This window comes from Pseudomonas viridiflava (assembly GCF_001642795.1).
Taxonomy (GTDB): Bacteria; Pseudomonadota; Gammaproteobacteria; order Pseudomonadales; family Pseudomonadaceae; genus Aquipseudomonas; species Aquipseudomonas viridiflava.
The window spans coordinates 229,329-251,316 of sequence record NZ_LKEH01000019.1 but is presented as its reverse complement, the minus strand read 5'-3'; the positions used below and the strand labels follow the sequence as shown (position 1 = coordinate 251,316).

Genomic DNA, 21,988 nt, shown 5'->3' with positions numbered 1-21,988 from the left:
CCGACCGGCAAGATGACCGTCAGGGATAACCGCATGACCAGCACCTCAACCGCTCACGAAGACAACGCAGCCGCGCCGCCTGCCAACTCCGCGACTCGCGTCGCCACGGCCAGCTTCATCGGCACGGCCATCGAGTTCTATGATTTCTACGTTTACGCCACTGCCGCCGCACTGGTGATCGGCCCGGTGTTCTTCCCGCAAACGTCCGGCACCGCACAGATGCTGTCGTCATTTCTGACCTTCGGTATCGCCTTCCTCGCGCGCCCGCTGGGCTCGGCACTGTTCGGCCACTTTGGTGATCGCATCGGCCGCAAATCGACACTGGTCGCTTCGCTACTGCTGATGGGCATCTGCACCACCCTCATTGGCGTATTGCCGGGCTACGCAACCATCGGTGCCTGGGCGCCGATCCTGCTGTGCGTGCTGCGTTTCGGCCAGGGGCTTGGACTGGGTGGCGAATGGGGCGGCGCTGCGCTTCTGGCGACGGAAAACGCGCCCAAGGGCAAGCGCGCCTGGTTCGGCATGTTTCCGCAGCTGGGTCCTTCGATCGGCTTTCTTGCTGCCAACGGTCTGTTTCTGACTCTGGCGATGACCCTGAGCGACGAGCAGTTCCGAGCCTGGGGCTGGCGGATTCCGTTTCTGCTCAGCGCCTTGCTGGTCATGGTCGGGCTGTACGTGCGCCTGAAGCTTGAAGAAACCCCGGTTTTCGCCAAGGCCATGGCTCGTCATGAGCGGGTCAGAATGCCCATCGTGGAAACCTTCCGCGATCACTGGAAGCCAATGCTGCTGGGCGCCGCTTCGATGGTGGTGTGCTATGCGCTGTTCTATATCTCGACGGTGTTTTCCCTGAGCTACGGCGTCTCGACACTGGGCTATACGCGGGAAACCTTCCTGGGGCTGCTGTGCTTCGCTGTCCTGTTCATGGCAGCTGCCACGCCGCTGGCAGCGCTGGCGAGCGACCGTTTCGGACGCAAACCGGTGCTGCTGGTCGGTGGCGTGCTGGCGATTCTGTCGGGCTTTGCCATGGAACCGCTCCTGACCCACGGCACCACATGGGGCGTGGCGCTGTTCCTGTGCATCGAACTGTTCCTGATGGGCGTCACCTTCGCACCGATGGGCGCATTGCTACCGGAGCTGTTTCCGACGCAAGTGCGTTACACCGGGGCATCGGCTGCCTACAACCTGGGGGGAATCGTCGGGGCTTCGGTCGCACCCTTCTTCGCCCAGAAACTGGTAGCGATGGGAGGACTGAGCTGGGTGGGCGGGTATGTGTCGGCGGCGGCGCTGATCAGCGTGCTGGCGGTGCTGTGCCTGAAAGAGACACGCCATGAGGACTTGAATCAGGTGGGTTGAACACATCCCTGATCGTGCCCTTGGGCACGATCAGGGATAACGTTACAGCTCGACCTTGACCGCCTGCGATGCGCGGGTGGCTTTGGCGCGGGCGGCTTCGATGGACTCGTCACGCGCCAGGGCTACGCCCATGCGGCGCTGACCATTGACTTCCGGCTTGCCGAACAGACGCAACGCAGTGTCCGGCTCGGCCAATGCTGCACCGAGGTTGGAGAACGCGGTCTGCGTCGACTGACCTTCGACCAGAATCACAGCCGAAGCCGACGGGCCGAACTGGCGGATCAACGGAACCGGCAGGCCCAGAATGGCGCGGGCGTGCAAGGCGAACTGCGACAGGTCCTGGGAAATCAGTGTCACCAGACCGGTGTCATGCGGGCGCGGCGACACTTCGCTGAACCACACCTGATCGCCCTTGATGAACAGCTCGACACCGAAGATGCCGCGACCGCCCAGCGCCTCGGTCACAGCCTTGGCCACGCGCTCGGACTCTGCCAGCGCTGCCGGGCTCATGGCCTGTGGCTGCCAGGATTCCTGGTAATCGCCCTTCTCCTGACGATGGCCGACCGGCGCACAGAATGTGGTGCCGCCGACATGACGCACGGTCAGCAGGGTGATTTCGTAATCGAAGTCGATGAACCCCTCGACGATCACACGGCCTTTACCGGCACGACCGCCTTCCTGGGCGTAATCCCAGGCTTTCTGTACGTCGTCAGCGCTTTTGAGCAGGCTCTGGCCCTTGCCCGACGAACTCATGACCGGCTTGACCACACATGGGAAGCCCAAATCATCGACAGCCTTGCTGTACGCCTCGAAGGTGTCGGCAAAGTGGTAAGGCGAAGTCGGCAGCTTCAGCTCTTCAGCGGCCAGACGACGGATGCCTTCGCGGTTCATGGTCAGCTGTGCAGCGCGAGCGGTCGGGATGACGGTGAAACCTTCGGCCTCCAGCTCTACCAGCGTGGCGGTGGCGATGGCCTCGATTTCCGGAACGATGAAATGCGGCTTCTCGGCCTCGATCACTGCGCGCAGCGCGGCGCCGTCGAGCATGTTGACCACGTGGCTGCGGTGCGCAACCTGCATGGCCGGGGCGTTGGCATAGCGGTCGACCGCAATCACTTCGACGCCCAGGCGTTGCAGCTCGATCACGACTTCCTTGCCCAGCTCGCCGCTGCCGCAGAACAGTACGCGCGTCGCGGTAGGCGACAGTGGAGTTCCGATTTGAGTCATCTCAGGTCCTCGTGGAGCAGATATCGAGGGTAGCCCGCCGTGTGCGAGCAACCGCTGTGGAGAAAGGCGCGCAATTTACCATGAAGCCCCGACAAATGGGGGCTCAACCCGGACAAGCGTTGTTGCGTGCCCGCCAGGCCATGATCATCCAGACAACGGTCACTCCGGCAAACTTGGAGAGCAGCGCGGTCAGAATCACGGGTGTTGTCAGGGCGTCGATCATGCCGAAGAAGATGAAGGTGTCCAGCGGAATGCTCAACGCCGAACTGATCCACAGACGATCGCGCAGTGGTCGCCTGGTGATGCTGAATACCAGCCAGTCGATGCATTCGGATACCGCAAATGCTGTGGCACTGGCCAGGGCAATGGTCGGATCGCTGGTGACATAGGACAGCACCAGCGCCGCCAGCATGGCGAGAATCGCGCCGTGGCCGAACCGGATCTGCACCATGTCGCGCAGCACGAACACCAGCCCGCCCCAGGCCGACCAGATGATGTCCAGATGAGGTGCACTGGAAAACGCGAAGTTGATCAGCACGACGCTGCCGATGTAGGCGATCAGAAAAAGCATGTGCGGGTACTGTTGCCTGAAAAATGGGTGCCAATGGTAGCAGCAGGGAAAGCCGGGGTGGGAGTAACCAAAGCGCTGCTGGCTTGATCGGAAGCAAACGCGTGGGGACTTGTCAGCGAAAAGGCCAGTACATCCGACGAATATTCATCGCCTGAAACGCAGTATTCGCGGACAAGTCCGCTCCCACAAAATCGCGTTTCTTCAGTAATTTACAGGTTGTTTGATAAGAGACGGCGCTATGATTCGGCAGGGCTCAACCCTTGCCACCCACCGTCCACATCATCCCGCTGGCCCTGGCCCGATCATCACAAAGGCCGAGCACAACACGACGCTCGTCATTGCTCATGCGACTCCAGCGGGTGATTTCGCTGACGGTGCGCTGGCAGCCGGTGCAGATATCATCTTCGTCCAGCGCGCAAATGCTGACGCAGGGCGAACGGACCGGCTTTTCGACTATCGATTCAGTGCTCATCAATCTTCCTGCACCGCCAGGTCGCGGGCATAGCGTTGGGCGTTGTGGACGTAATGGGCAGCGCTGGCTTCGAGCATGTTCTTCTGCACATCGGTCAGCTCGCGGACAATCTTGCCCGGCGAGCCCATCACCAGCGAACCATCAGGAATGACCTTGCCCTCGCCGATCAGTGAATTCGCGCCGATGATGCAGTACTTCCCGATTTTCGCGCCATTGAGGATGACCGCGTTGATACCGATCAGGCTGTAATCGTCAACGCTGCAGCCGTGAAGCATGGCGTTGTGGCCTATGGTCACGCCCTTGCCGATGTTCAGCGGCGAGCCCATGTCGGTGTGCATCACTGTGCCGTCCTGCACGTTACTGTTTTCGCCGATATGAATCAGTTCGTTATCGCCCCGCAACACGGTGTTGAACCACACACTGGCCCCCGCCTCCAGCCTGACCTTGCCGATCAGCACCGCATTGGGTGCGACCCAGCTTTGCGGATCGGTCTGGACGCGGGAATCTCCCAGTCGGTATTTCATGCGGTTTCCTCAGGCTGGCCATGCTCCTGGGCATGACGCTTTATGGATGACACGGTGCTCAGGTGGTAGAACGTTCGGGCGGATGATGCAGGCTGATCTGCGTGCCGTACATCACGTTGACCAGTTCGACGATCATGATTGCGGTCAGCCCCCAGATCTTGTACTCGCCATAACGGTAGCTGGGGACGTACCAACTGCGTCCTTCGTAGTCGATCCGGTGCGTGTGTTCGCGGGTGTCCTGACGAAAGAACTCCAGCGGCACACTGAACACGGCGGCGATTTCACCATCATTGGGCCGGTACTCGACAAAGTCGGGAATCACGCCCACGTAAGGCGTGACCTTGATGCCATGCTTGGAGATCAGCGGGCTCAACGGGCCGACGATTTCCACCAGACCGGGTGGCAGGCCAATCTCTTCTTCGGCCTCGCGCAAGGCCGTGAAAATCAGGTCCGGGTCTTCGGGATCACGCCGCCCGCCGGGGAAGGCGACTTCGCCGCCATGGGTCGAAAGCCCGCTGGCGCGCAGGGTCAGAATCAACTCCGGTTCGTCACTGCGAGTGACAGGCACCAGCACTGCGGCCTCGGGAAAGGAGCGATCCGTCTCAAGGGTGTCCGGCGTATGACTGACTACACGGCGAAGTAGCTCATCCAGCATGGCAAATCTCGATCTGTTGCTTACCGGCACTATGCACCAAAGCTGCGAAGTGCCCAAGCCCTTGTAGGACAAGTCGCCCCACATAGACGCTTGCTCATCGGCGGCGGGACAAGCCAAGATAGCGCCTGCATTCACTATCGACCGACACCATGAAATTTTGCAGCCAGTGTGGCAACCCCGTCATCCAGCGTATCCCCGAAGGCGACAGCCGCCTGCGGTATGTCTGCGAGCATTGCCACACCATTCATTATCAGAATCCCAACATCGTCGCCGGTTGTCTGGTGACGCTGGGCGACAAGGTGTTGCTGTGCCGTCGCGCCATCGAGCCGCGCCTGGGCTTCTGGACACTGCCAGCCGGGTTCATGGAGAACGGCGAGACCATCGAACAGGCGGCACGGCGCGAGACAGTCGAAGAAGCCTGTGCGACCCTGGGCGAGCTGCATCTGTACTCAGTGATCGATGTGCCACACATCAATCAGGTGCATGTGTTCTACCGCGCAGAGATGGCAACCGAGGACTTCGCTGCCGGTATTGAAAGCCTTGAAGTGCAATTATTCGAAGAAGCCGACATTCCGTGGCAAGACCTGGCTTTCATGACGGTCAGGCGTACCCTAGAATGCTTCTTCGCGGATCGGCGTCGGCAGGTTTACCCGGTTCATACCAGTGCCCTTCCCCCTTCACGCCCAATGCAGGTTTCTTAATTCAGCTTCGCAATCGAGATTGGCTCTCTTGAGCCCTCAGGGAAATGGTAATGCGCTGGTTGCTCGCTTTCGTCTGCATGTTGTTCGTCCCGCTGTCCCAGGCTGCTTTCACTCAAACCATCGTGCCCAAGGGCAGTGAACAGAAGATCATCAACAATAAGGTGATCAACACCGAAAGCATCGCCGACAAGAAAATCGACAAGGTGCTGGTGCTCAAGTCGGTGCGTCAGTTGCAACTGATCAGCGGCGGCGAAGCGTTGAAGACCTATCGGATTTCTCTGGGCAAGAACCCCAAGGGCACCAAACTTCAGGAAGGCGACCAGCGTACGCCTGAAGGTTTCTACTGGCTCGACTGGCGTCAGCCAAGCGGTAACTACAACCTCTCGATGCACATCTCCTACCCGAACATTTCGGACTCGGCGCGCGCACGGCGTGAGGGCGTAAAGCCGGGCAGCATGATCATGATTCACGGCACGCCGGTGGATGAGGAGTACCCGGAGTGGTATTTCCATACCCTCGACTGGACCAACGGCTGCATCGCGCTGAAGAACAACGACATGCGCGAGATATGGGATCTGGTGAAAGACGGGACGATGATCGAGATAAGGCCTTAGTCAGACCAGTCAGACTCGGTGTGAACTTGAGACCGGACGCGGAGCGTCCTGAGAGGCGTTACCACGCAGCGTGGGAACGATCATGATCTCCCGGATAGCGCCCGCGCTCTGCGCGGCCATGCATCATGGGACGCTCAAGACCTCCTACTGATCGTGCCGACGCTCCGCAGGGCATGCAGCCCGGGACGCTTGCTACCCCTGCACACTGATCGTGCCCATGCTCCGCATGGGTATGCAGCCCGGGACGCTCCGCGTCCCATTCGTGCTGACACACAGGCATTTCAGCGACAGAACCTAGAACGCTTCCAGCCGCCACACTTCATAAGCCGGCGTTTCGTAGGGATGACTCTGCTTGAGCGCCGCCACTGCCTGCTGAATCAGCTCATCGGCCACAACCAGCTCGACCTTCCACTCTTCCACCTGCTCAACCACGCCGTCCTGCCCGATAAATGGCTGACTGCCATCCAGCGGGCGGAACTGACCGTGGCCGAGCACTTGCCAGCAACATTGGTCGTAAGCGCCGATCCGCCCTGCACCAGCAGCGAATACGGCATTTTTGACCTCGTCCACATGGCTCGGCGGAACAAAGAAGGCCAGCTTGTACATCTGCCGCCAGCCCGCCTTAGTTAACCCAGGCGCGGGCGTTGCGGAACATGCGCATCCAGGCGCCGTCTTCATTCCAGTCCTCAGGACGCCACGAGTTCTGAACAGCGCGGAACACACGCTCAGGGTGCGGCATCATGATGGTGACGCGACCGTCGAGGGTGGTCAGACCGCCGATACCGCGCGGCGAGCCATTCGGGTTGGCCGGGTAGGTTTCGGTGACCTTGCCGTGGTTGTCCACGAACCGCAGTGCGACCGTTCCGGACACGTCAGCTTCCAGCAGCGCATCAGCGTTGCGGAACTCTGCGTGGCCTTCGCCGTGAGCGATGGCGATCGGCATGCGCGAACCGGCCATGCCTTGCAGGAAGATCGACGGCGACTCCTGGATCTGCACCATCGCAACGCGGGCTTCGAACTGCTCGGAGCGGTTGCGTACGAAGTGCGGCCAGAACTCGCTGCCCGGAATCAGTTCGTGCAGGTTGGAGAGCATCTGGCAACCGTTGCACACACCCAGGGTGAAGCTGTCGGTACGTTCGAAGAAGCCCTGGAACGCATCACGGGCACGGCTGTTGAACAGCGCAGACTTGGCCCAGCCTTCACCGGCACCCAATACGTCGCCGTAAGAGAAGCCGCCACAGGCAACCATGCCCTTGAAGTCGTTTAGATCGACACGACCGGCCAGGATGTCGCTCATGTGCACGTCAATGGCGTTGAAGCCAGCGCGGTCGAACGCAGCAGCCATTTCAACCTGACCGTTGACGCCCTGCTCACGCAGCACAGCCACCTGAGGACGCACACCGGTTTTGATGTACGGGGCGGCGATGTCATCGTTGACATCGAAGCCCAGCTTGACGGTCAGGCCAGGGTTATCTTCTTCCAGCAGCGCGTCGAATTCCTGATCGGCGCATTCCGCGTTGTCGCGAAGACGCTGGATCTGATAGCTGGTCTCAGCCCACTGACGCTGCAGCAGACGGCGCTGACCGATGAAGACCGGCTCGCCCGCGAAGCTGATGACAACTTCATCGTTGTTCACCGGCTGACCGATGACCGACACACAATCTGCCAGACCGGCCGCGCTGAACTGAGCCAGCACCAGCGGCGTGGCGTCCTGACGAACCTGGATGACCGCACCCAGTTCTTCGTTGAACAGAATCTCGTTCAGTTCGGAAGCATTGTCAGCCAGACCGTCGAGGTGCAGCTTGAGGCCGCAATGACCGGCGAAGGCCATTTCCAGGGTGCTGACCAGCAAACCACCGTCGGAACGGTCGTGGTAGGACAGGATGTGGCCGTCGGCATTCAGACCCTGAACCACGGCGAAGAACGCCTTGAGGTCTTCAGCGTCATCGACGTCCGGAGCCAGGCGACCCAGCTTGCCGTGAGTCTGGGCAAGAATGGAGGCGCCCATACGGTTCTGGCCACGACCCAGATCGATCAGGATCAGGTCAGTGATGCCCTTGTCCATGCGCAGCTCTGGGGTCAGGGTCTTGCGAATATCAACCACAGGCGCGAAGCCGGTCACGATCAGCGACAGCGGCGACGTGACGCTCTTCTCTTCGCTGTCATCGCTCCAGCGGGTCTTCATGGACATGGAGTCCTTGCCCACCGGAATAGTCAGGCCCAGCTCAGGGCACAGTTCCATACCGACCGCTTTCACGGTGTCGTACAGACGGGCGTCTTCACCCGGGTGACCCGCCGCCGACATCCAGTTGGCCGACAGCTTGATGTCGGACAGCTTCTCGATGCGCGAGGCCGCGATGTTGGTCAGGGTTTCGCCGATGGCCATGCGACCCGATGCCGGGGCATCCAGCAGCGCCAGCGGAGTCCGCTCGCCCATGGCCATGGCTTCGCCGGTATTGACGTCGAAGCTGGTGGCCGTCACAGCGCAGTCAGCGACAGGCACCTGCCACGGACCGACCATCTGATCGCGGGCCACAAGGCCGGTAATGCTGCGGTCGCCGATGGTGATCAAAAAGCTCTTGCTGGCAACCGCCGGATGACGCAGCACGCGCTGAACGCTTTCTTCGATGTCCAGGGTGCTCGGATCGAAATCGTCGCCCATCTCGGCTTCACGCTCGACCGAACGGTGCATGCGCGGGGCCTTGCCCAGCAGCACTTCCAGCGGCATGTCCACCGGGTTGTTGCCGAAATGGCTGTCGGTCACGGTCAGTTGTGGCTCGGCAGTCGCCTCGCCCACCACAGCGAACGGGCAGCGCTCGCGCTCACAGATCGCCTTGAAGCGGTCGAAGTCTTCAACGCCCACCGCCAGAACGTAACGCTCCTGGGATTCGTTGCTCCAGATTTCCAGCGGGGCCATGCCCGGCTCGTCGTTTGGAACGTTACGCAGCTCGAAACGACCGCCACGACCGCCATCGTTGACCAGCTCAGGGAAAGCGTTGGAAAGACCACCGGCACCCACGTCATGGATGAAGCTGATCGGGTTACGGTCGCCCAACTGCCAGCAACGGTCGATGACTTCCTGGCAACGACGCTCCATTTCAGGGTTTTCACGCTGAACCGAAGCAAAATCCAGATCGGCAGAACTGGTGCCGGTCGCCATCGATGAAGCAGCACCGCCGCCCAGACCGATCAGCATGGCCGGACCGCCCAGCACAATCAGCTTGGAACCGACAGTGATCTCGCCCTTCTGGACGTGATCTTCGCGAATGTTGCCCATACCGCCAGCCAGCATGATCGGCTTGTGGTAACCGCGGACTTCGTCGCCATGCGGTGTGGTGATCGATTGCTCGAAGGTACGGAAGTAACCGGTCAGCGCAGGACGGCCGAACTCGTTGTTGAACGCCGCGCCACCCAGCGGGCCTTCAATCATGATGTCCAGCGCCGTCACGATACGCTCGGGCTTGCCGTAAGGCTTCTCCCAGGGTTGCACGAAGCCCGGAATCTGCAGGTTGGAAACGGTGAAACCGGTGAGACCCGCCTTCGGCTTGGCGCCGCGACCGGTTGCACCTTCGTCGCGAATCTCGCCACCGGAACCGGTCGATGCGCCCGGGAACGGAGCGATTGCGGTCGGGTGGTTGTGCGTCTCGACCTTCATCAGAATATGCACCGGCTCCTGCACCGCGCCGTACTGGCGGGTTTCCGGATCCGGGAAGAAGCGACCGGCGACATTGCCGACGATCACCGAAGCGTTGTCCTTATAAGCAGACAGAACGCCTTCGCTGTGCATCTGATAGGTGTTCTTGATCATGCCGAACAGGCTTTTTTCCTGGCTCTGGCCGTCGATGTCCCAACTGGCGTTGAAAATCTTGTGGCGGCAGTGCTCGGAGTTGGCCTGGGCAAACATCATCAGTTCGATGTCGTGCGGGTTGCGACCCAGCCCGTTGAAGCTGGTGACGAGATAGTCGATTTCGTCTTCGGCCAGAGCCAGACCCAATTCAACGTTGGCCTTTTCCAGCGCAGCGCGACCGCCACCCAGGATATCAATCGCCGTCAACGGCTTGGGCTGAGCGTGGCTGAACAGACCGGCAGCCTGCTCGTGGTCGCCCAGGACCAGTTGAGTCATGCGGTCGTGCAGGCTGTCGGCAATGGACTGAGCGTCGGCGTCGCTGAACTGGCCTTCTACATAGAAGGCGATCCCGCGTTCGATGCGTTGAATCTTCGCCAGACCGCAGTTGCGAGCGATGTCGCTGGCCTTGCTCGACCATGGCGAAATGGTGCCAAACCGTGGCAACACCAGAAACAGACGGCCACTCGGCTCTTGAACCGGCACGCTTGGGCCGTATTTCAAGAGACGGTCGAGAACCTGCTGTTCTTCGCTGGACAGAGCGTCAGTGACGTCGGCGAAGTGAGCGAATTCAGCGTACAAGCCACTGACAGCTGAAACTTTTTGTTTCAGTTGTTCTAGTAATTTGCTGTGGCGGAAGGCAGAAAGGGCAGGAGCACCGCGCAGGATCAACATCTTCGGGACAGCCTCGGGAAGGGGGTGTGCTTTGAGGCCGCGTATTCTAGCCTAAACTGGGACGTTGATCACCCAAAACGGCAGCATTCCATGCGCCCGAATGTCACTCCACCTTCGAAAACGCGACAAATGCTATCAAAATGCCGTTGCCTATCAGACGCAAGCATCGCTGTCGAGATATGGCGCCCGGTGCGCTTTGCGTATACTGCACCGATGTTCTTCAGACCCGATTTCCGCACTCGTTGCGCCAAGTGGCTCATCGCAACCGGACTCTTCCTGATGCTCAGCGCCTGTGTGGATAAACCCAACACACTGGAGCGGGTCAAGGAGGACGGCGTGCTGCGCGTGGTCACCCGCAACAGTCCGGCCACCTACTTTCAGGATCGCAACGGTGAAACCGGCTTCGAATACGAGCTGGTGAAGCGCTTTGCCGAAGATCTGGGCGTGGAACTGAAGATCGAAACCGCCGATAACCTGGACGACCTTTTCGACCAGATGAACAAGCCGGGAGGCCCGGTACTGGGCGCCGCCGGTCTGATCGACACGGAAAAGCGCAGGCAGCAGGCCCGCTTCTCCCACTCTTACCTCGAAGTCACGCCGCAGGTCGTCTATCGCAACGGCCAGTCACGCCCGACCGATGCGGGTGATCTGGTCGGCAAACGTATTGTCGTCCTCAAAGGCAGCAGCCACGCCGAACAGCTCGCCGCGCTGAAAGTACAGAATCCCGGCATTGAATACGAAGAATCCGACGCGGTAGAAGTCGTCGACTTGCTGCGCATGGTCGATGAAGGCCAGATTGACCTCACGCTGGTCGATTCCAACGAACTGGCAATGAACCAGGTCTATTTCCCCAACGTGCGCGTCGCCTTCGACCTGGGTGAAGCCCGCGAACAGCGCTGGGCTGTGGGGCCGGGCGAAGACAACAGCTTGCTCAACGAAATAAATGCCTATCTGGACAAGGTCGAGAAGAACGGCACCCTGCAGCGTCTGAAAGACCGTTACTACGGCCATGTCGACGTACTGGGTTATGTCGGCGCGTACACCTTCGCCCAGCATCTGCAGGAACGCCTGCCCAAATACGAGAAGCACTTCCAGTCGTCCGCCAAGAAAGAACAGGTGGACTGGCGTCTGCTGGCGGCCATCGGCTATCAGGAATCGATGTGGCAACCTGCAGTGACGTCCAAGACTGGCGTACGCGGCCTGATGATGCTGACCCAGAACACCGCGCAGGCCATGGGCGTCACCAATAGGCTGGACGCACGACAGAGCATTCAGGGCGGAGCCAAGTACTTTGCCTACGTTAAGGAACAGCTGGACGACAAGATAGAAGAGCCGGATCGCACCTGGTTGGCTCTTGCTTCCTACAACGTAGGCAGCGGCCATCTGGAAGATGCGCGCAAGCTGGCGGAAAGCGAGGGTTTGAACCCTAACAAATGGCTCGACGTGAAAAAAATGCTGCCGCGCCTTTCGCAGAAGAAGTGGTACAGCAAAACGCGTTATGGCTATGCCCGTGGCGGTGAGCCGGTGCATTTCGTTGCCAACATCCGTCGCTACTACGACATTCTGACCTGGGTCACACAGCCGCAGCTCGAAGGCGATCAGGTCGCAGAGGGCAATCTGCATGTGCCCGGCGTCGACAAGACCAAACCGACATCAGACTCAACTCCCGAACCTGCCGCCAGCGACGACAAGAGCGCGCTCTAAGCCTTACCCTTCTCAGCATCCTTCGCCGCACGCCGCAACCTGAAGAATTCGCTCAGCATCCCACTGCACTCCTCCCCCAGCACGCCGCCTTCGAACAACACGCGATGGTTGAGAAACCCTTGGGTGAAGAACTGTCCCTGGCTCTGCACAATGCCCGCCTTGGGCTCTAACGCGCCGTAGACCACACGTGCCACACGGGAATGCACGATCAGGCCCGCGCACATGCTGCACGGCTCAAGCGTCACATAGAGCGTGCTGCCGGGCAGACGATAATTGTCCACCGCCTTTGCAGCCTCCCTGATAGCAACCATCTCGGCATGGGCACTCGGGTCGCTGCCACTGATCGGGCAGTTATAACCACGACCAATGATCTCGCCGTTCTGCACGACCACAGCGCCCACCGGCACCTCACCCAGCAACGCGCCTTGCGCAGCGAGCGCCAGCGCCTCGCGCATGAAATATTGATCGTTGCTGCGATCGATAATCGGCGGCTGGCGCATCACGACACCTCGATGGCGGCCATGAGACCGGTTTCCATGTGGTCGATGACGTGGCAGTGAAACATCCAGACGCCAGGGTTATCAGCGACCAGCGCCACCCGCGCCCGCTCGTTACGACCCAGCAGGAAGGTATCGGTAAAGTACGGAATGATCTTGCGCCGATTGGACGCGATCACCTTGAAGCTCATACCGTGCAGGTGAATCGGGTGTTGGTACTGGGTCATATTCTTCAATTCGAAGATATAGCTCTGGCCCAGCTTCAGTTTGGCAATCGGCCGATCCGCGCAGGTCTTGTCGGTGATGTCCCAGGCCTCGCCGTTGATCTGCCACAGGCTCGGTGGCTTGCCGTTATCGGTGTTGGCCGACACAGAACCCACCCATTCGACATTGAAATTGATCTTCTCGGCGCGCTCCAGATCCGGCTCGGCAACCGGGTTGGCCGGCAACTCCGGCGGCCATTCGCCCGGCGCGTCGTTGTTGGCGACCGAACGAAACGTGCCCAGCCGCACCGGACCGTTACGCAGCGAGATCTCCTCGCCAGCCGCCGGTGCCTTGATCGCCAGACAGATCCGCATGCCAGGCCCAAGCCAGTACTCGTCGCCAAACGGACGCGGCGTAACCGGATTGCCATCCAGCGCATAGATCTGCGCCTCGGCATCGGGCAGATTGAGGCGATAGGTCACGGTATTGTCGAGATTGAGCAGCCGCACACGGGTAATCTGCCCGGCAGGCAACTCAATGACCGCCTGTGGAACACCGTTCAACGTCGAAAGCCGCCCCGCCGTACCCTCACGCGCCGCCTCGCGCAATACGCTGAACTCGGTAAACGCCCCCTCTTCGTCCACGTGCCAGCTTTTCAGACTGACCGTGCGCTCATGGCTGAAGCCGGTCGGCTCACGCTCTTCAACGATCAACGGCCCGACCAGCCCACGCCCCAGCTCTTCGCTGCTGCTGACATGCGGGTGATACCAGTAGCTACCGGCGTCCGGCACCCGGAACTTGTAATCGAAATACTCACCCGGCTTGACCGGCAACTGCGAGACGTATGGCACACCGTCCATCTCCAGCGGCAGCCGAATGCCATGCCAGTGAATCGTCGTCTCGACCGGCAACTGATTGATGAACCGCAACCGCAACCACTCGCCCTGCCGCACCCGCAACTCCGTCCCCGGCGCAGAACCACCGAACGCCCAGGCAGGCGTCTTGTGGCCAGGAACCAACTCGACGTCCAGCGGCGCAGCGATCAGCACGAAATCAGAACCGGCTTCCGACTCCTTGCGCCCCAGCCAATAACGCGAAGCACCACCCGCACCCAGCCCGACCACGGCAAGACCGGCGATGCCTGTAAGGATTTGGCGGCGGGTGAACGACATAAAGCGAAGACCTCGAAACGACTGCAGGGCGCGTCCGGAGGGCCGGTGCGCGGGGGCGAATACGATACACCTGCATTTGAGGAAAGATAAGGGTCAAGAAGTAACGCGAACACTGAGCTGTTAAAAAAAGAGAAGCAGCGACGCCCTGCCCCGTGTCGTTCAGCTTGATGACGGCAGGATAGACGCAAACAACATGGCAAAACGTTCAGGCAGGCGCCCTGATCTTCCTGAGTCCCTGAGAGCGGCTCTCGTGGTAAGCAGACACGCCCAGGTAGGCTGCAAGGGTGCGGGCGTGCTCACGGTCCTGCACCGTGTCGTGATGACAGGCCACCAACAGTTTTCCATTCTCGTAGACGATAAAGGTACGAAAACTGAGCACGCGGAAGAAATCGCAACTGATCACCACACGAAGGGGCGTCCGGTACGCGCGCTCAACGCCTGCGACCACCGCGTTACCTGACCGATCTACCGTGAGCGACGTACGCTGGTAGATGCCTACGATAACCCTCGATGCCATGAGCGCCATCACCACAGAGCCGAACATGACAACAACCCACTCTTTGCTCTGCTGATCCTGGGGTGACACCGCCATGAACAGCAGCAACATTGCGATCAACCCTAACGGCACCTGGCGTAAAAGCACCGGAAAGACCAGTAGCGGGAAACTCAGCTTCGGCCGCAGGACCGTATAGGCTGGAACCAGAGGCGGCGGAGGCTCGGCTTTGAACGTCGGTAGCCAGCGCTACGAAATCGGCGAAATGGGCCTAGGCGCTCGTCTGGCAGCCGCTTTTGACGTAGGCGTGGGTAGCCTGGAGCCGGAAGCCAAGCTGATGGCCTGGCACGATTTCATCGGCGACAAAGCCGGCACCACCTCCACCTTCGTGCTCGGCGGCACCCCTTTCACCACCACCGGTGCCACACCGGCGCGCGACAGCTACGAGCTGGGACTTGGCGCAAACTACCGTGTGGGCGCGTGGAGCGTGGGCGGGACTTACAACTACCTGACCAGCAGCGGTTTCGACGCCGACACCTTCACGGCGAACGTGCGTTACGACTTCTGATCAACGTGTTTGCGTGAAACAACAAAGCCCGCCTATGCGGGTTTTGTTGTTTCAGGCTGATGGTAAAGCCCGTAGTCTGGGTATGTGCAAAGACGCAGGACTCTCGCCGGATAATCTCTACCTGTGCAAGGAAGGCAGCATCGACGAATCAACGGTGAGTGAGAGAAAGACATCGGTAGCGCATCACTAAAAGGGACGCCCTGTGAGCCGGTGCAGCATTTGTCGATAACCGCATTTCGCAAACAGCTCCCGCTGACGTCAGCGTGGCTAAATTTTTTCGATACTCTATCGACATTCCTTATCCTGGATCTGGTATAGATCCAGCTCACCCACATGCACACGATTAGCGACATTGAAAATACGCTCAGGGCGTCACGTCATGAAAAAGATCGTACTACTTCCATTGTTTTTTCTTACAAGTGCTTTTGCTACAGAATCGAAATATGACCGCTACGCCGCAGGCAACAGAGAGCTTGGGGCCAGGATCAGTCAACTGGATAGCGAGGTGATTTTAGCTGAGGAGAGTCGGATAGCACCCCTTGCCAGTGACATGTTGCTTAAGGTCAAACCGATGATCCGCCGGGGTGATAGCGGTGAAGCGATCCAAGAGTTTTTACTAAAGCAGTTTTCGCAGTATGGCTGGCGGCCGATGTTAGTGGGCTATAAGGGATACCCAGAAGCGGTGTCGGTTTCGGTGAATCATCAAGTGGCAAATGCCCCACCTACTGACGCGCCATTTCCGGATGCTGCACTTGTGAAAGTAGAGCTGGTAGCTGCATCGCCACAGGCACATGTAGCCCAGGCATGGACATTCGCGACCCCCAATGCAACTGAACAACAGCAGCAACTATTGATGACAGCTCGACGCGCGCTGCGAAAAGGTATTGCCCAGATTCGGGCTGGCGAGCGGTTGTCTAAAGTGGGCGCTGCCATTCAGCAGGAGCTTGACGCCTACCAAGTGGTGGCCGTGCGTGAGCTAGTGGGATACTCCATGGGCCAGATGCGGATTCAAAATCCTCAGGTGCTCGGTTATAAGAGCCCCGTCAATGATGAAACACTGATGAAAGCCGGTCAGGTGCTAAACGTCTATGTGGTGGCGAAGTCAGGAACCTTCGGCGTGCGGTTCCAACCACCGGAACTCTGGACCGTCCTTACCCAGGACGGCGCGGATAGCGTGATGCTTTCGGCGATGGTCGAGGTAACCCAAGATGGACATCGACCGCTTAGCAGACTGATTGACTGAGTGTCAATGTGTGCTTTAACACAGCCTGAGCTCGTACGCTTACCGAAAAACGGAGTCTGTGGACCGGTCGCAGCCGATAAAAATGCCGTGGTCGGTGATTACTTACCGGTACCGACAAACAGCTGCTTCTTAAACCCGCGCGGCCAAGCGTTCTCGATACCATGCCGGCGCTCCCTATCAGGGACAGGGTACCGATGTCGCTCTCTCGCAGTCGAGACATGTACGCCATTGGGACGCAGCAAACACACGCGTTCACCACTATTTGTATACCCCATACCAAGCCACAAAAACGCGGCACGTGGCGATGCAAAAAGCTGCCAGAATTTGCCAGACCCAAAAAGCCAAAAGCCCGCAATTACGCGGGCTACAGGGCATTTCTTGCTAGATCGTGCCGGGCAGTGCCGGACATCCAATCATTCCCACTCTAACATAAACAATATTAAAAAATCATTTAGAATCAGATACCTATCATCAGCACATCATCCAATACCATGAAAGATGCCATGAACGGAATTTTTTTGTGCACGCACTGCATTACTCCTAGGGCGCGGTAATCAACTGCGGTAAGCCAAATCACCGGCGAGCCTGGGATGAAAACAAAAGCTGACACCTCTACGCTGCCAGATCATCGCCAAGAGCAGCACAGCAGACTTCATCAAGCAATTTAGCCGCATAAGCGGCCAAAGCTGGAAAGCTGGAAAGCTGGAAAGCTCCGGTATAGCTCCCGACTGCGGCCGTGCATTGATTTCACCGCTTGAAGGTTGCCACTCTGGTGTTTCGTATCTGACTGCGACTAAAAGCCACGACTGAGATCAAACACAAACGAAAACGTCAAGATAAATCCCCCCCTCAGACAGCCAATTTGGGGAATATCTAAAAAAACAGACCAGCGGATGTGATTCTTTGTAGTGTCGCGATGTCGAAACCCCAAGACCGTCATTGATCGGTCATTGATTCGGCTCTATAGTCACTGTCCAATCGAGGATTCCGCATGACACAAGCGCGCAACGTTTTTTTCAGGGACCTATCCCCTTCCCCTCTAAGCCCGCTGGGGGTGAATCCCTCTATCTCGTCCGTCGTCGCGACCTACCTTAGCGAAGCGATAATAAATAGCAATCGAGGGCCTCTCGCAGAAATCTCGGACGATGTCACCGAGCTTTTTCAAGAGTCCGTGAAGATCGCTCCTACAGAGGTGGTGGACGCCGTTTTCGATGAAGACGCACTTAATAACCTGCGTTCAGCATTTATGCTGGGGCAATTTAGTTTTGCACACATTATCTCAGGCGCACTGTTATCTAAAAGAATTAACGATAATGGAAAGGAAGAACTATTAGACAAAACAACGCGGAAATACCTCTGCTCGCTCTACCACGAGGACGCTAGCAATACCGAGCTAGCGGAAATTACCGGTTACAGAGTTGAAACTGTAAGCAGACGCCTGAGAAAACTCAGAGAGTTAGGGCTAGTTGATTACAGGCGAGAAGGTGTGAACGTTTTAAACTTCCTTACACCTTATGCTCGAGCAATGCTTGAGAAAAACATGCCTGAGTCAGGCGTTGAAAAAGTAACAAAGAAAGTTAAAGAACAACTTAATGATGCATCAAAAACAATTCCACCCGTAATGAAAGTATTTATAGGCTTTGGCAGGACAGGGTCATGAAAGAAGAACAAAAGAAGCCAGGTAAAATCGTAACCTTTTATTCTTATAAAGGTGGCGTAGGCAGAACGATGGCTCTTGCAAACATCGCCTTTTTAGCGGCAGCAAACAATAAAAAAGTTCTAGTCATGGATTGGGACTTAGAGGCGCCCGGGCTCGCTTACTATTTCCGCGGCTTGGTAGAACCCTCTGCGGCAAAAGAGTTCAAAGACTCTCCTGGCTTATTAGACGTTCTATGGGATTGGAGGCTGGATCTTTTAAAAGAGTCTAGCGCTGAAGAAACACAAGCTAAAATAGATGAAATGGGCAAAGCTATCCCATTTGCCAATTGCGTAAAACCGCTTATAGCTGATGACTTGTTCGAGGAAAAACTTCGCTTAGACTATATAGGTGCGGGTAGCCGTTTAATTGGCAAGGCGCGGGATATATCTTATGAAGAAGCGCTTACAAAATTTTCTTGGTCTGAGTTTTTCTCAGATAACGCTGGCGGATTTGTCCTAAATTCTTTGAAGGAGTGGGCAAAGAAAGAGTATGACCTTATTCTCATTGACAGCCGTACAGGATTCGCTGACGTAGCGGGTATTTGTACGATGCAATTACCGGACGAAGTCGCTTTGTGCTTCGTGCTCAATAGACAAAATATCGATGGTATTGCGAGAGTTTCGGCTGCGATTAGAGACATAAGAAAAGATGAAGTGGAGCTGCATGCAGTGCCCATGAGGGTTGCTCGCGCCGAATCTTCTGAAGTGAGTGACGCAACAGCACGCGCAATCGCTGAACTAACTAAAATTGGCGGATTTACATTAAGTGCAGTTCAAGAAGATATCAAGAGCCTCTCAATTCGGGCGTATGACGACGTCCCCTTTTACGAGACGCTTTCAGTCTTCGTAGCGACGACACCCAATTTCGACCCATTAACTCAAAACTATTTAAGACTTGCTAGCAGCGTGGCAGGCCAAAACCTTTACGTACCAGAATTTCATCCAGATGCCGTAAGCCTTATAAAACGCAGGTTGATACCGAAACTTGTCACGGTTGAGTATTTAACCAACCTAAGCGAGGCGGATCCCGATCGAGGTCTTGCTGAAATACAAACTTATGTTGATAGCGCATATGATGCTGTACTCGGCGGAGAGGCCATCGATGCAGATTATATACATGCTTTAATACAATCTATCAACTCGCTCTCAGATAAGATCTCGCCAATTGAATCCGCCGACTTGAAAATGCGTGGTGTAGATTTATTACGCGGACTTTGCATTGTTGATGGCTCTGAATGGAAGCCATTCTTAATTTCTGCAATGGAAGATATCGCTGACTTCCCTTTCTTTATAGAACAAGAAGAACTGATTGCATTACTTGAAGAGATAGATGGCCTATTGGCCGAGTCGGGCCAGCTGGTTCATCGGATTAAGAGGATTGAATATCGCCGCAGAATTGCTCGTATTTTATTAGAGCGCGGGGAGCATTCATCTACAATTCAAGCTGTGGCCGATATTTTAGAGCAGCGTAAAGAAATTCTGAGCTCTTCTGTAAAGTTTTCTCCAGAGCAACTCGACGCATTGAATGTGGCGTTAGTAGAGACCAAGATATTAAGAGCAGAGGTCGTCGCAGCTGAAAACGATAACCCAGGCGCTATAAGACTATTAAAAGAGGCCCTGAATGGCGCGGACGAATTTAAAGGACGATCAGAGCTATCGCGTTTTAACGGACTTCGCTACGAAGCAAGCTTTAAATTAGCGACTAAATTTAAGGGGGAAGTAGACGTTCTCTCTGCCGCTGATTACGCTACTGATGCGATTGCCCTTATTCCATACAACCATCAGGGAATGACTGATTTTTGCACGCTTGCTGAAGCCGTTTTGCGCGCAGGACCTTTAGAATGCTTAAGATTTTGCAATGCTTTTGTCGAAGCGGTGGACGAGTCCCGCTATCAAGTTTATTTCGCAAATCTTTACGGAAGAAACACAAAATCCGGAGGAGTTCTTTTAGACATATTTGTTCGACTATCTGAAGTACTAGTTAATAGCTTTGAACCAGCAAACATAAGAAATTTGCTGAAAGTCTTTTCAGATCTATCGCTAAGACTGGTTAAAGCACTTGATCGGCGGCGCCAAACTGGCGGGGAGAATCTTAGAGCTTACATGCAAGAGCAGCTAATTGAACTACAGCAGCTATTCGAAGTTGTAGGTATAGAATTCCAATGGAGTAGTGATATCAGAATGGGTAGATTATTTACCCATAGAAGATTACCGACAGATGGGTCTGCGGAATAAAGTTATGACTAATACGATCATTACTCCTGCTTTATTATTCCTCAACTATTGGAAGTTGGCTGCAAAATGGAAAGCAAGTCTCATAGCTAATGTTCAGCGCCCGAGCCCAGCATTTAGGGATGAACTATTTGAGCTTTTGAAAATTGCAGATGGGCCTATATCTACTGCAAAAATTGATGCTCTGGTAAAAAATTCCAAGGATGGAAAGAGACGAGGAAGAATACTTGTCTTGATGGAGGTCATCGACCAATTTTTCTATCAAATTCATCCAAGAACTTTATATGATACAGATATGTCATATATAAATCTTGAGAAGCTCCACTGGCTCAAACACCTGCAAACAACGCGAATCTTAACAGGCTGCTATTGCAATTTAGGCGGACGAAAACTTATACCACGGGGTCCGCTAACGAGAGACTTCAGACCTATAAGCGCGTCTAGCGCCGACTGCTTTCGTGATAGATTCAGCGCACTATCGGTCGTGGAAAACAGTACCTCAGTTAATGAGGTACCGGTCTCTATCTCAATGAAGGTAAAAATAGCAAATTCACCTCAAGGTATCGCCACGGAAGGAGTGTACAAGGATAGGCATATAGCATTCATGCCACTCGCTGAAGTCGAGAGCGATCTATCGGTTAATCAGCGCACTAAACAAAATATATCTTTTGTAGATTTCAAAGCCTGCTCTGACATAGATATCCCGAAAAAAACTTTAGACATTATTCATCAGATTGGTTATTCAGATATCATAATGGCGCCGGAGCTGGTGGTATCCGAAACAGACTCAAAACTGATTGAGGCAGGGATAAGAATCAACACCGGTCGCTTTCGAGCGTTTGTAGCGGGGAGCGGTCACACTCTCAGCAAAGAAAAAGGCCAGGCATGGAATAATTCCAACCTGTATAACGGCGCTGGCGGGCTTGTTTTTGGACAAAGAAAAATATGGCTTGCTGATATACCTAGTGCAAGAGCAAAAGAATTTGGCTTAGATACTTCTGCACCTAGATTGGTGGAAGACAATGCCTCGGGCGAAGAACTCATAGTTGCAGACCTAGATGGTTTCGGGCGTTGCATTATTTTGATCTGCCAGGATTTAAATGCTTCTCCTATGGCAGAGTACGTTATTGGAAACTATCAACCGGATTGGGTTTTTGTTCCGATCTTAGATGTAGGGGTCAGTGTAGGCCGTTGGTTCCATCAAAGAATTCTGGAGCTTTCGAACTCTGCTCCGTCAAGATTTCTCGTTTGTTCTAGTCTGTCACTTGCGGACAAAGCGGCTTACCAAGATGTAGCATGTGGATTAGCGTTTGGACCTTTGTGTGAGCAAAAGTCTGAAAAGGATGAGGAATTGGATGCTATCGACACCTTAGATGACCAGAACATCGTCACCCAACCTATAGTAAAAAAGTCGGACCCTAAGCGGATGACTCTCTCCAAAATAGACACCCAAAGTAGGTCAGGTTTTGGCACAGTATGCTGGGACGATGCTTGGATCAGCACCAGAATCGTCGACAAGGATAAAATAGCAAAATAACGCCCTC

General features: G+C 56.2%; 17 protein-coding genes and 2 pseudogenes. 9 read left to right on the top strand and 10 right to left on the bottom strand.

Going from position 1 to position 21,988, the window contains the following annotated elements:
• The first annotated feature begins 33 nt into the window (after window positions 1–33).
• Complete coding sequence (locus AO065_RS07460) at window positions 34–1,353, top strand: MFS transporter (protein ID WP_004878863.1); 1,320 nt, start codon at window positions 34–36, stop codon at window positions 1,351–1,353.
• A gap of 42 nt (window positions 1,354–1,395) precedes the next feature.
• On the opposite strand, the gene purT is transcribed toward AO065_RS07460, so the two are convergent.
• The 5 genes from purT to AO065_RS07435 form a co-directional block, all read right to left on the bottom strand.
• Window positions 1,396–2,577, bottom strand: coding sequence for a formate-dependent phosphoribosylglycinamide formyltransferase (gene purT / locus AO065_RS07455; RefSeq protein WP_004878862.1), 1,182 nt, complete (start codon window positions 2,575–2,577; stop codon window positions 1,396–1,398).
• Between the two features lie 103 nt (window positions 2,578–2,680).
• On the bottom strand, window positions 2,681–3,148 hold the full coding sequence (locus tag AO065_RS07450) for a VUT family protein (protein ID WP_004878860.1): 468 nt from the start codon (window positions 3,146–3,148) through the stop codon (window positions 2,681–2,683).
• Between the two features lie 253 nt (window positions 3,149–3,401).
• Window positions 3,402–3,620 carry a DUF1289 domain-containing protein gene (locus tag AO065_RS07445; RefSeq protein WP_004878855.1) on the bottom strand — a complete coding sequence of 73 codons (219 nt, stop codon included), beginning with the start codon at window positions 3,618–3,620 and terminating at the stop codon, window positions 3,402–3,404.
• Window positions 3,620–4,144: a gamma carbonic anhydrase family protein gene (locus tag AO065_RS07440; RefSeq protein ID WP_004878853.1), complete on the bottom strand. Its 525-nt coding sequence runs from the start codon at window positions 4,142–4,144 to the stop codon at window positions 3,620–3,622. Before AO065_RS07440 ends, AO065_RS07445 begins: the two co-directional genes overlap by 1 nt.
• 58 nt (window positions 4,145–4,202) lie before the next feature.
• Entirely contained in the window at window positions 4,203–4,799 is a 597-nt protein-coding gene (locus AO065_RS07435; RefSeq protein ID WP_004878851.1) for a CoA pyrophosphatase, read from the bottom strand.
• Between the two features lie 149 nt (window positions 4,800–4,948).
• Here AO065_RS07435 and AO065_RS07430 point away from each other — a divergent pair, with 149 nt between their 5' ends.
• Window positions 4,949–5,500 (top strand): NUDIX hydrolase, encoded by a 552-nt coding sequence (locus tag AO065_RS07430; RefSeq protein ID WP_004878849.1) that lies wholly within the window; start codon window positions 4,949–4,951, stop codon window positions 5,498–5,500.
• Between the two features lie 191 nt (window positions 5,501–5,691).
• Window positions 5,692–6,114 (top strand): annotated as a pseudogene (locus tag AO065_RS07425) (L,D-transpeptidase family protein); the annotation flags it as partial.
• Between the two features lie 294 nt (window positions 6,115–6,408).
• On the opposite strand, the gene AO065_RS07420 reads toward AO065_RS07425, so the two are convergent.
• Complete coding sequence (locus tag AO065_RS07420) at window positions 6,409–6,720, bottom strand: YqfO family protein (protein WP_004878845.1); 312 nt, start codon at window positions 6,718–6,720, stop codon at window positions 6,409–6,411.
• Between the two features lie 16 nt (window positions 6,721–6,736).
• On the bottom strand, window positions 6,737–10,633 hold the full coding sequence (gene purL, locus AO065_RS07415; protein WP_004878843.1) for a phosphoribosylformylglycinamidine synthase: 3,897 nt from the start codon (window positions 10,631–10,633) through the stop codon (window positions 6,737–6,739).
• Window positions 10,634–10,846: 213 nt separating this feature from the next.
• Here purL and mltF point away from each other — a divergent pair, with 213 nt between their 5' ends.
• On the top strand, window positions 10,847–12,337 hold the full coding sequence (gene mltF, locus AO065_RS07410) for a membrane-bound lytic murein transglycosylase MltF (protein WP_080597859.1): 1,491 nt from the start codon (window positions 10,847–10,849) through the stop codon (window positions 12,335–12,337).
• Here the strand turns inward: mltF and tadA are convergent.
• The 3 genes from tadA to AO065_RS07395 all read right to left on the bottom strand — a co-directional run bounded on the left by tadA (window position 12,334) and on the right by AO065_RS07395 (window position 14,817).
• Window positions 12,334–12,837, bottom strand: a complete 504-nt coding sequence (gene tadA / locus AO065_RS07405) for a tRNA adenosine(34) deaminase TadA (protein WP_004878839.1) — start codon at window positions 12,835–12,837, stop codon at window positions 12,334–12,336. The genes mltF and tadA overlap by 4 nt on opposite strands.
• A complete protein-coding gene (locus AO065_RS07400) occupies window positions 12,837–14,210 on the bottom strand; it encodes a multicopper oxidase family protein (protein WP_004878837.1) in 1,374 nt (457 codons plus the stop codon). Before AO065_RS07400 ends, tadA begins: the two co-directional genes overlap by 1 nt.
• A gap of 205 nt (window positions 14,211–14,415) precedes the next feature.
• Window positions 14,416–14,817: a hypothetical protein gene (locus AO065_RS07395; RefSeq protein WP_032650147.1), complete on the bottom strand. Its 402-nt coding sequence runs from the start codon at window positions 14,815–14,817 to the stop codon at window positions 14,416–14,418.
• A gap of 100 nt (window positions 14,818–14,917) precedes the next feature.
• Between AO065_RS07395 and AO065_RS07390 the strand changes: the two are divergent.
• The 5 genes and pseudogenes from AO065_RS07390 to AO065_RS07370 all read left to right on the top strand — a co-directional run.
• Window positions 14,918–15,271, top strand: a pseudogene (locus AO065_RS07390) (autotransporter outer membrane beta-barrel domain-containing protein); the annotation flags it as partial.
• Between the two features lie 379 nt (window positions 15,272–15,650).
• Window positions 15,651–16,514, top strand: coding sequence for a type I methionyl aminopeptidase (locus AO065_RS07385; protein ID WP_004878831.1), 864 nt, complete (start codon window positions 15,651–15,653; stop codon window positions 16,512–16,514).
• Between the two features lie 991 nt (window positions 16,515–17,505).
• Window positions 17,506–18,174 (top strand): helix-turn-helix domain-containing protein, encoded by a 669-nt coding sequence (locus AO065_RS07380; protein WP_004878828.1) that lies wholly within the window; start codon window positions 17,506–17,508, stop codon window positions 18,172–18,174.
• A complete protein-coding gene (locus tag AO065_RS07375) occupies window positions 18,171–20,447 on the top strand; it encodes a KGGVGR-motif variant AAA ATPase (protein ID WP_004878827.1) in 2,277 nt (758 codons plus the stop codon). Before AO065_RS07380 ends, AO065_RS07375 begins: the two co-directional genes overlap by 4 nt.
• Before the next feature lie 4 nt (window positions 20,448–20,451).
• Window positions 20,452–21,981, top strand: a complete 1,530-nt coding sequence (locus AO065_RS07370) for a hypothetical protein (RefSeq protein ID WP_155500401.1) — start codon at window positions 20,452–20,454, stop codon at window positions 21,979–21,981.
• Window positions 21,982–21,988: the final 7 nt, after the last annotated feature.

Coding starts and splice junctions, on each gene's coding strand:
- AO065_RS07460 (WP_004878863.1), top strand. CDS start 34: ATGACCAGCACCTCAACCGCTCACGAAGACAACGCAGCCGCGCCGCCT.
- purT (WP_004878862.1), bottom strand. CDS start 2,577: ATGACTCAAATCGGAACTCCACTGTCGCCTACCGCGACGCGCGTACTG.
- AO065_RS07450 (WP_004878860.1), bottom strand. CDS start 3,148: ATGCTTTTTCTGATCGCCTACATCGGCAGCGTCGTGCTGATCAACTTC.
- AO065_RS07445 (WP_004878855.1), bottom strand. CDS start 3,620: ATGAGCACTGAATCGATAGTCGAAAAGCCGGTCCGTTCGCCCTGCGTC.
- AO065_RS07440 (WP_004878853.1), bottom strand. CDS start 4,144: ATGAAATACCGACTGGGAGATTCCCGCGTCCAGACCGATCCGCAAAGC.
- AO065_RS07435 (WP_004878851.1), bottom strand. CDS start 4,799: ATGCTGGATGAGCTACTTCGCCGTGTAGTCAGTCATACGCCGGACACC.
- AO065_RS07430 (WP_004878849.1), top strand. CDS start 4,949: ATGAAATTTTGCAGCCAGTGTGGCAACCCCGTCATCCAGCGTATCCCC.
- AO065_RS07420 (WP_004878845.1), bottom strand. CDS start 6,720: ATGTACAAGCTGGCCTTCTTTGTTCCGCCGAGCCATGTGGACGAGGTC.
- purL (WP_004878843.1), bottom strand. CDS start 10,633: ATGTTGATCCTGCGCGGTGCTCCTGCCCTTTCTGCCTTCCGCCACAGC.
- mltF (WP_080597859.1), top strand. CDS start 10,847: ATGTTCTTCAGACCCGATTTCCGCACTCGTTGCGCCAAGTGGCTCATC.
- tadA (WP_004878839.1), bottom strand. CDS start 12,837: ATGCGCCAGCCGCCGATTATCGATCGCAGCAACGATCAATATTTCATG.
- AO065_RS07400 (WP_004878837.1), bottom strand. CDS start 14,210: ATGTCGTTCACCCGCCGCCAAATCCTTACAGGCATCGCCGGTCTTGCC.
- AO065_RS07395 (WP_032650147.1), bottom strand. CDS start 14,817: ATGTTGCTGCTGTTCATGGCGGTGTCACCCCAGGATCAGCAGAGCAAA.
- AO065_RS07385 (WP_004878831.1), top strand. CDS start 15,651: ATGAAAAAGATCGTACTACTTCCATTGTTTTTTCTTACAAGTGCTTTT.
- AO065_RS07380 (WP_004878828.1), top strand. CDS start 17,506: ATGACACAAGCGCGCAACGTTTTTTTCAGGGACCTATCCCCTTCCCCT.
- AO065_RS07375 (WP_004878827.1), top strand. CDS start 18,171: ATGAAAGAAGAACAAAAGAAGCCAGGTAAAATCGTAACCTTTTATTCT.
- AO065_RS07370 (WP_155500401.1), top strand. CDS start 20,452: ATGACTAATACGATCATTACTCCTGCTTTATTATTCCTCAACTATTGG.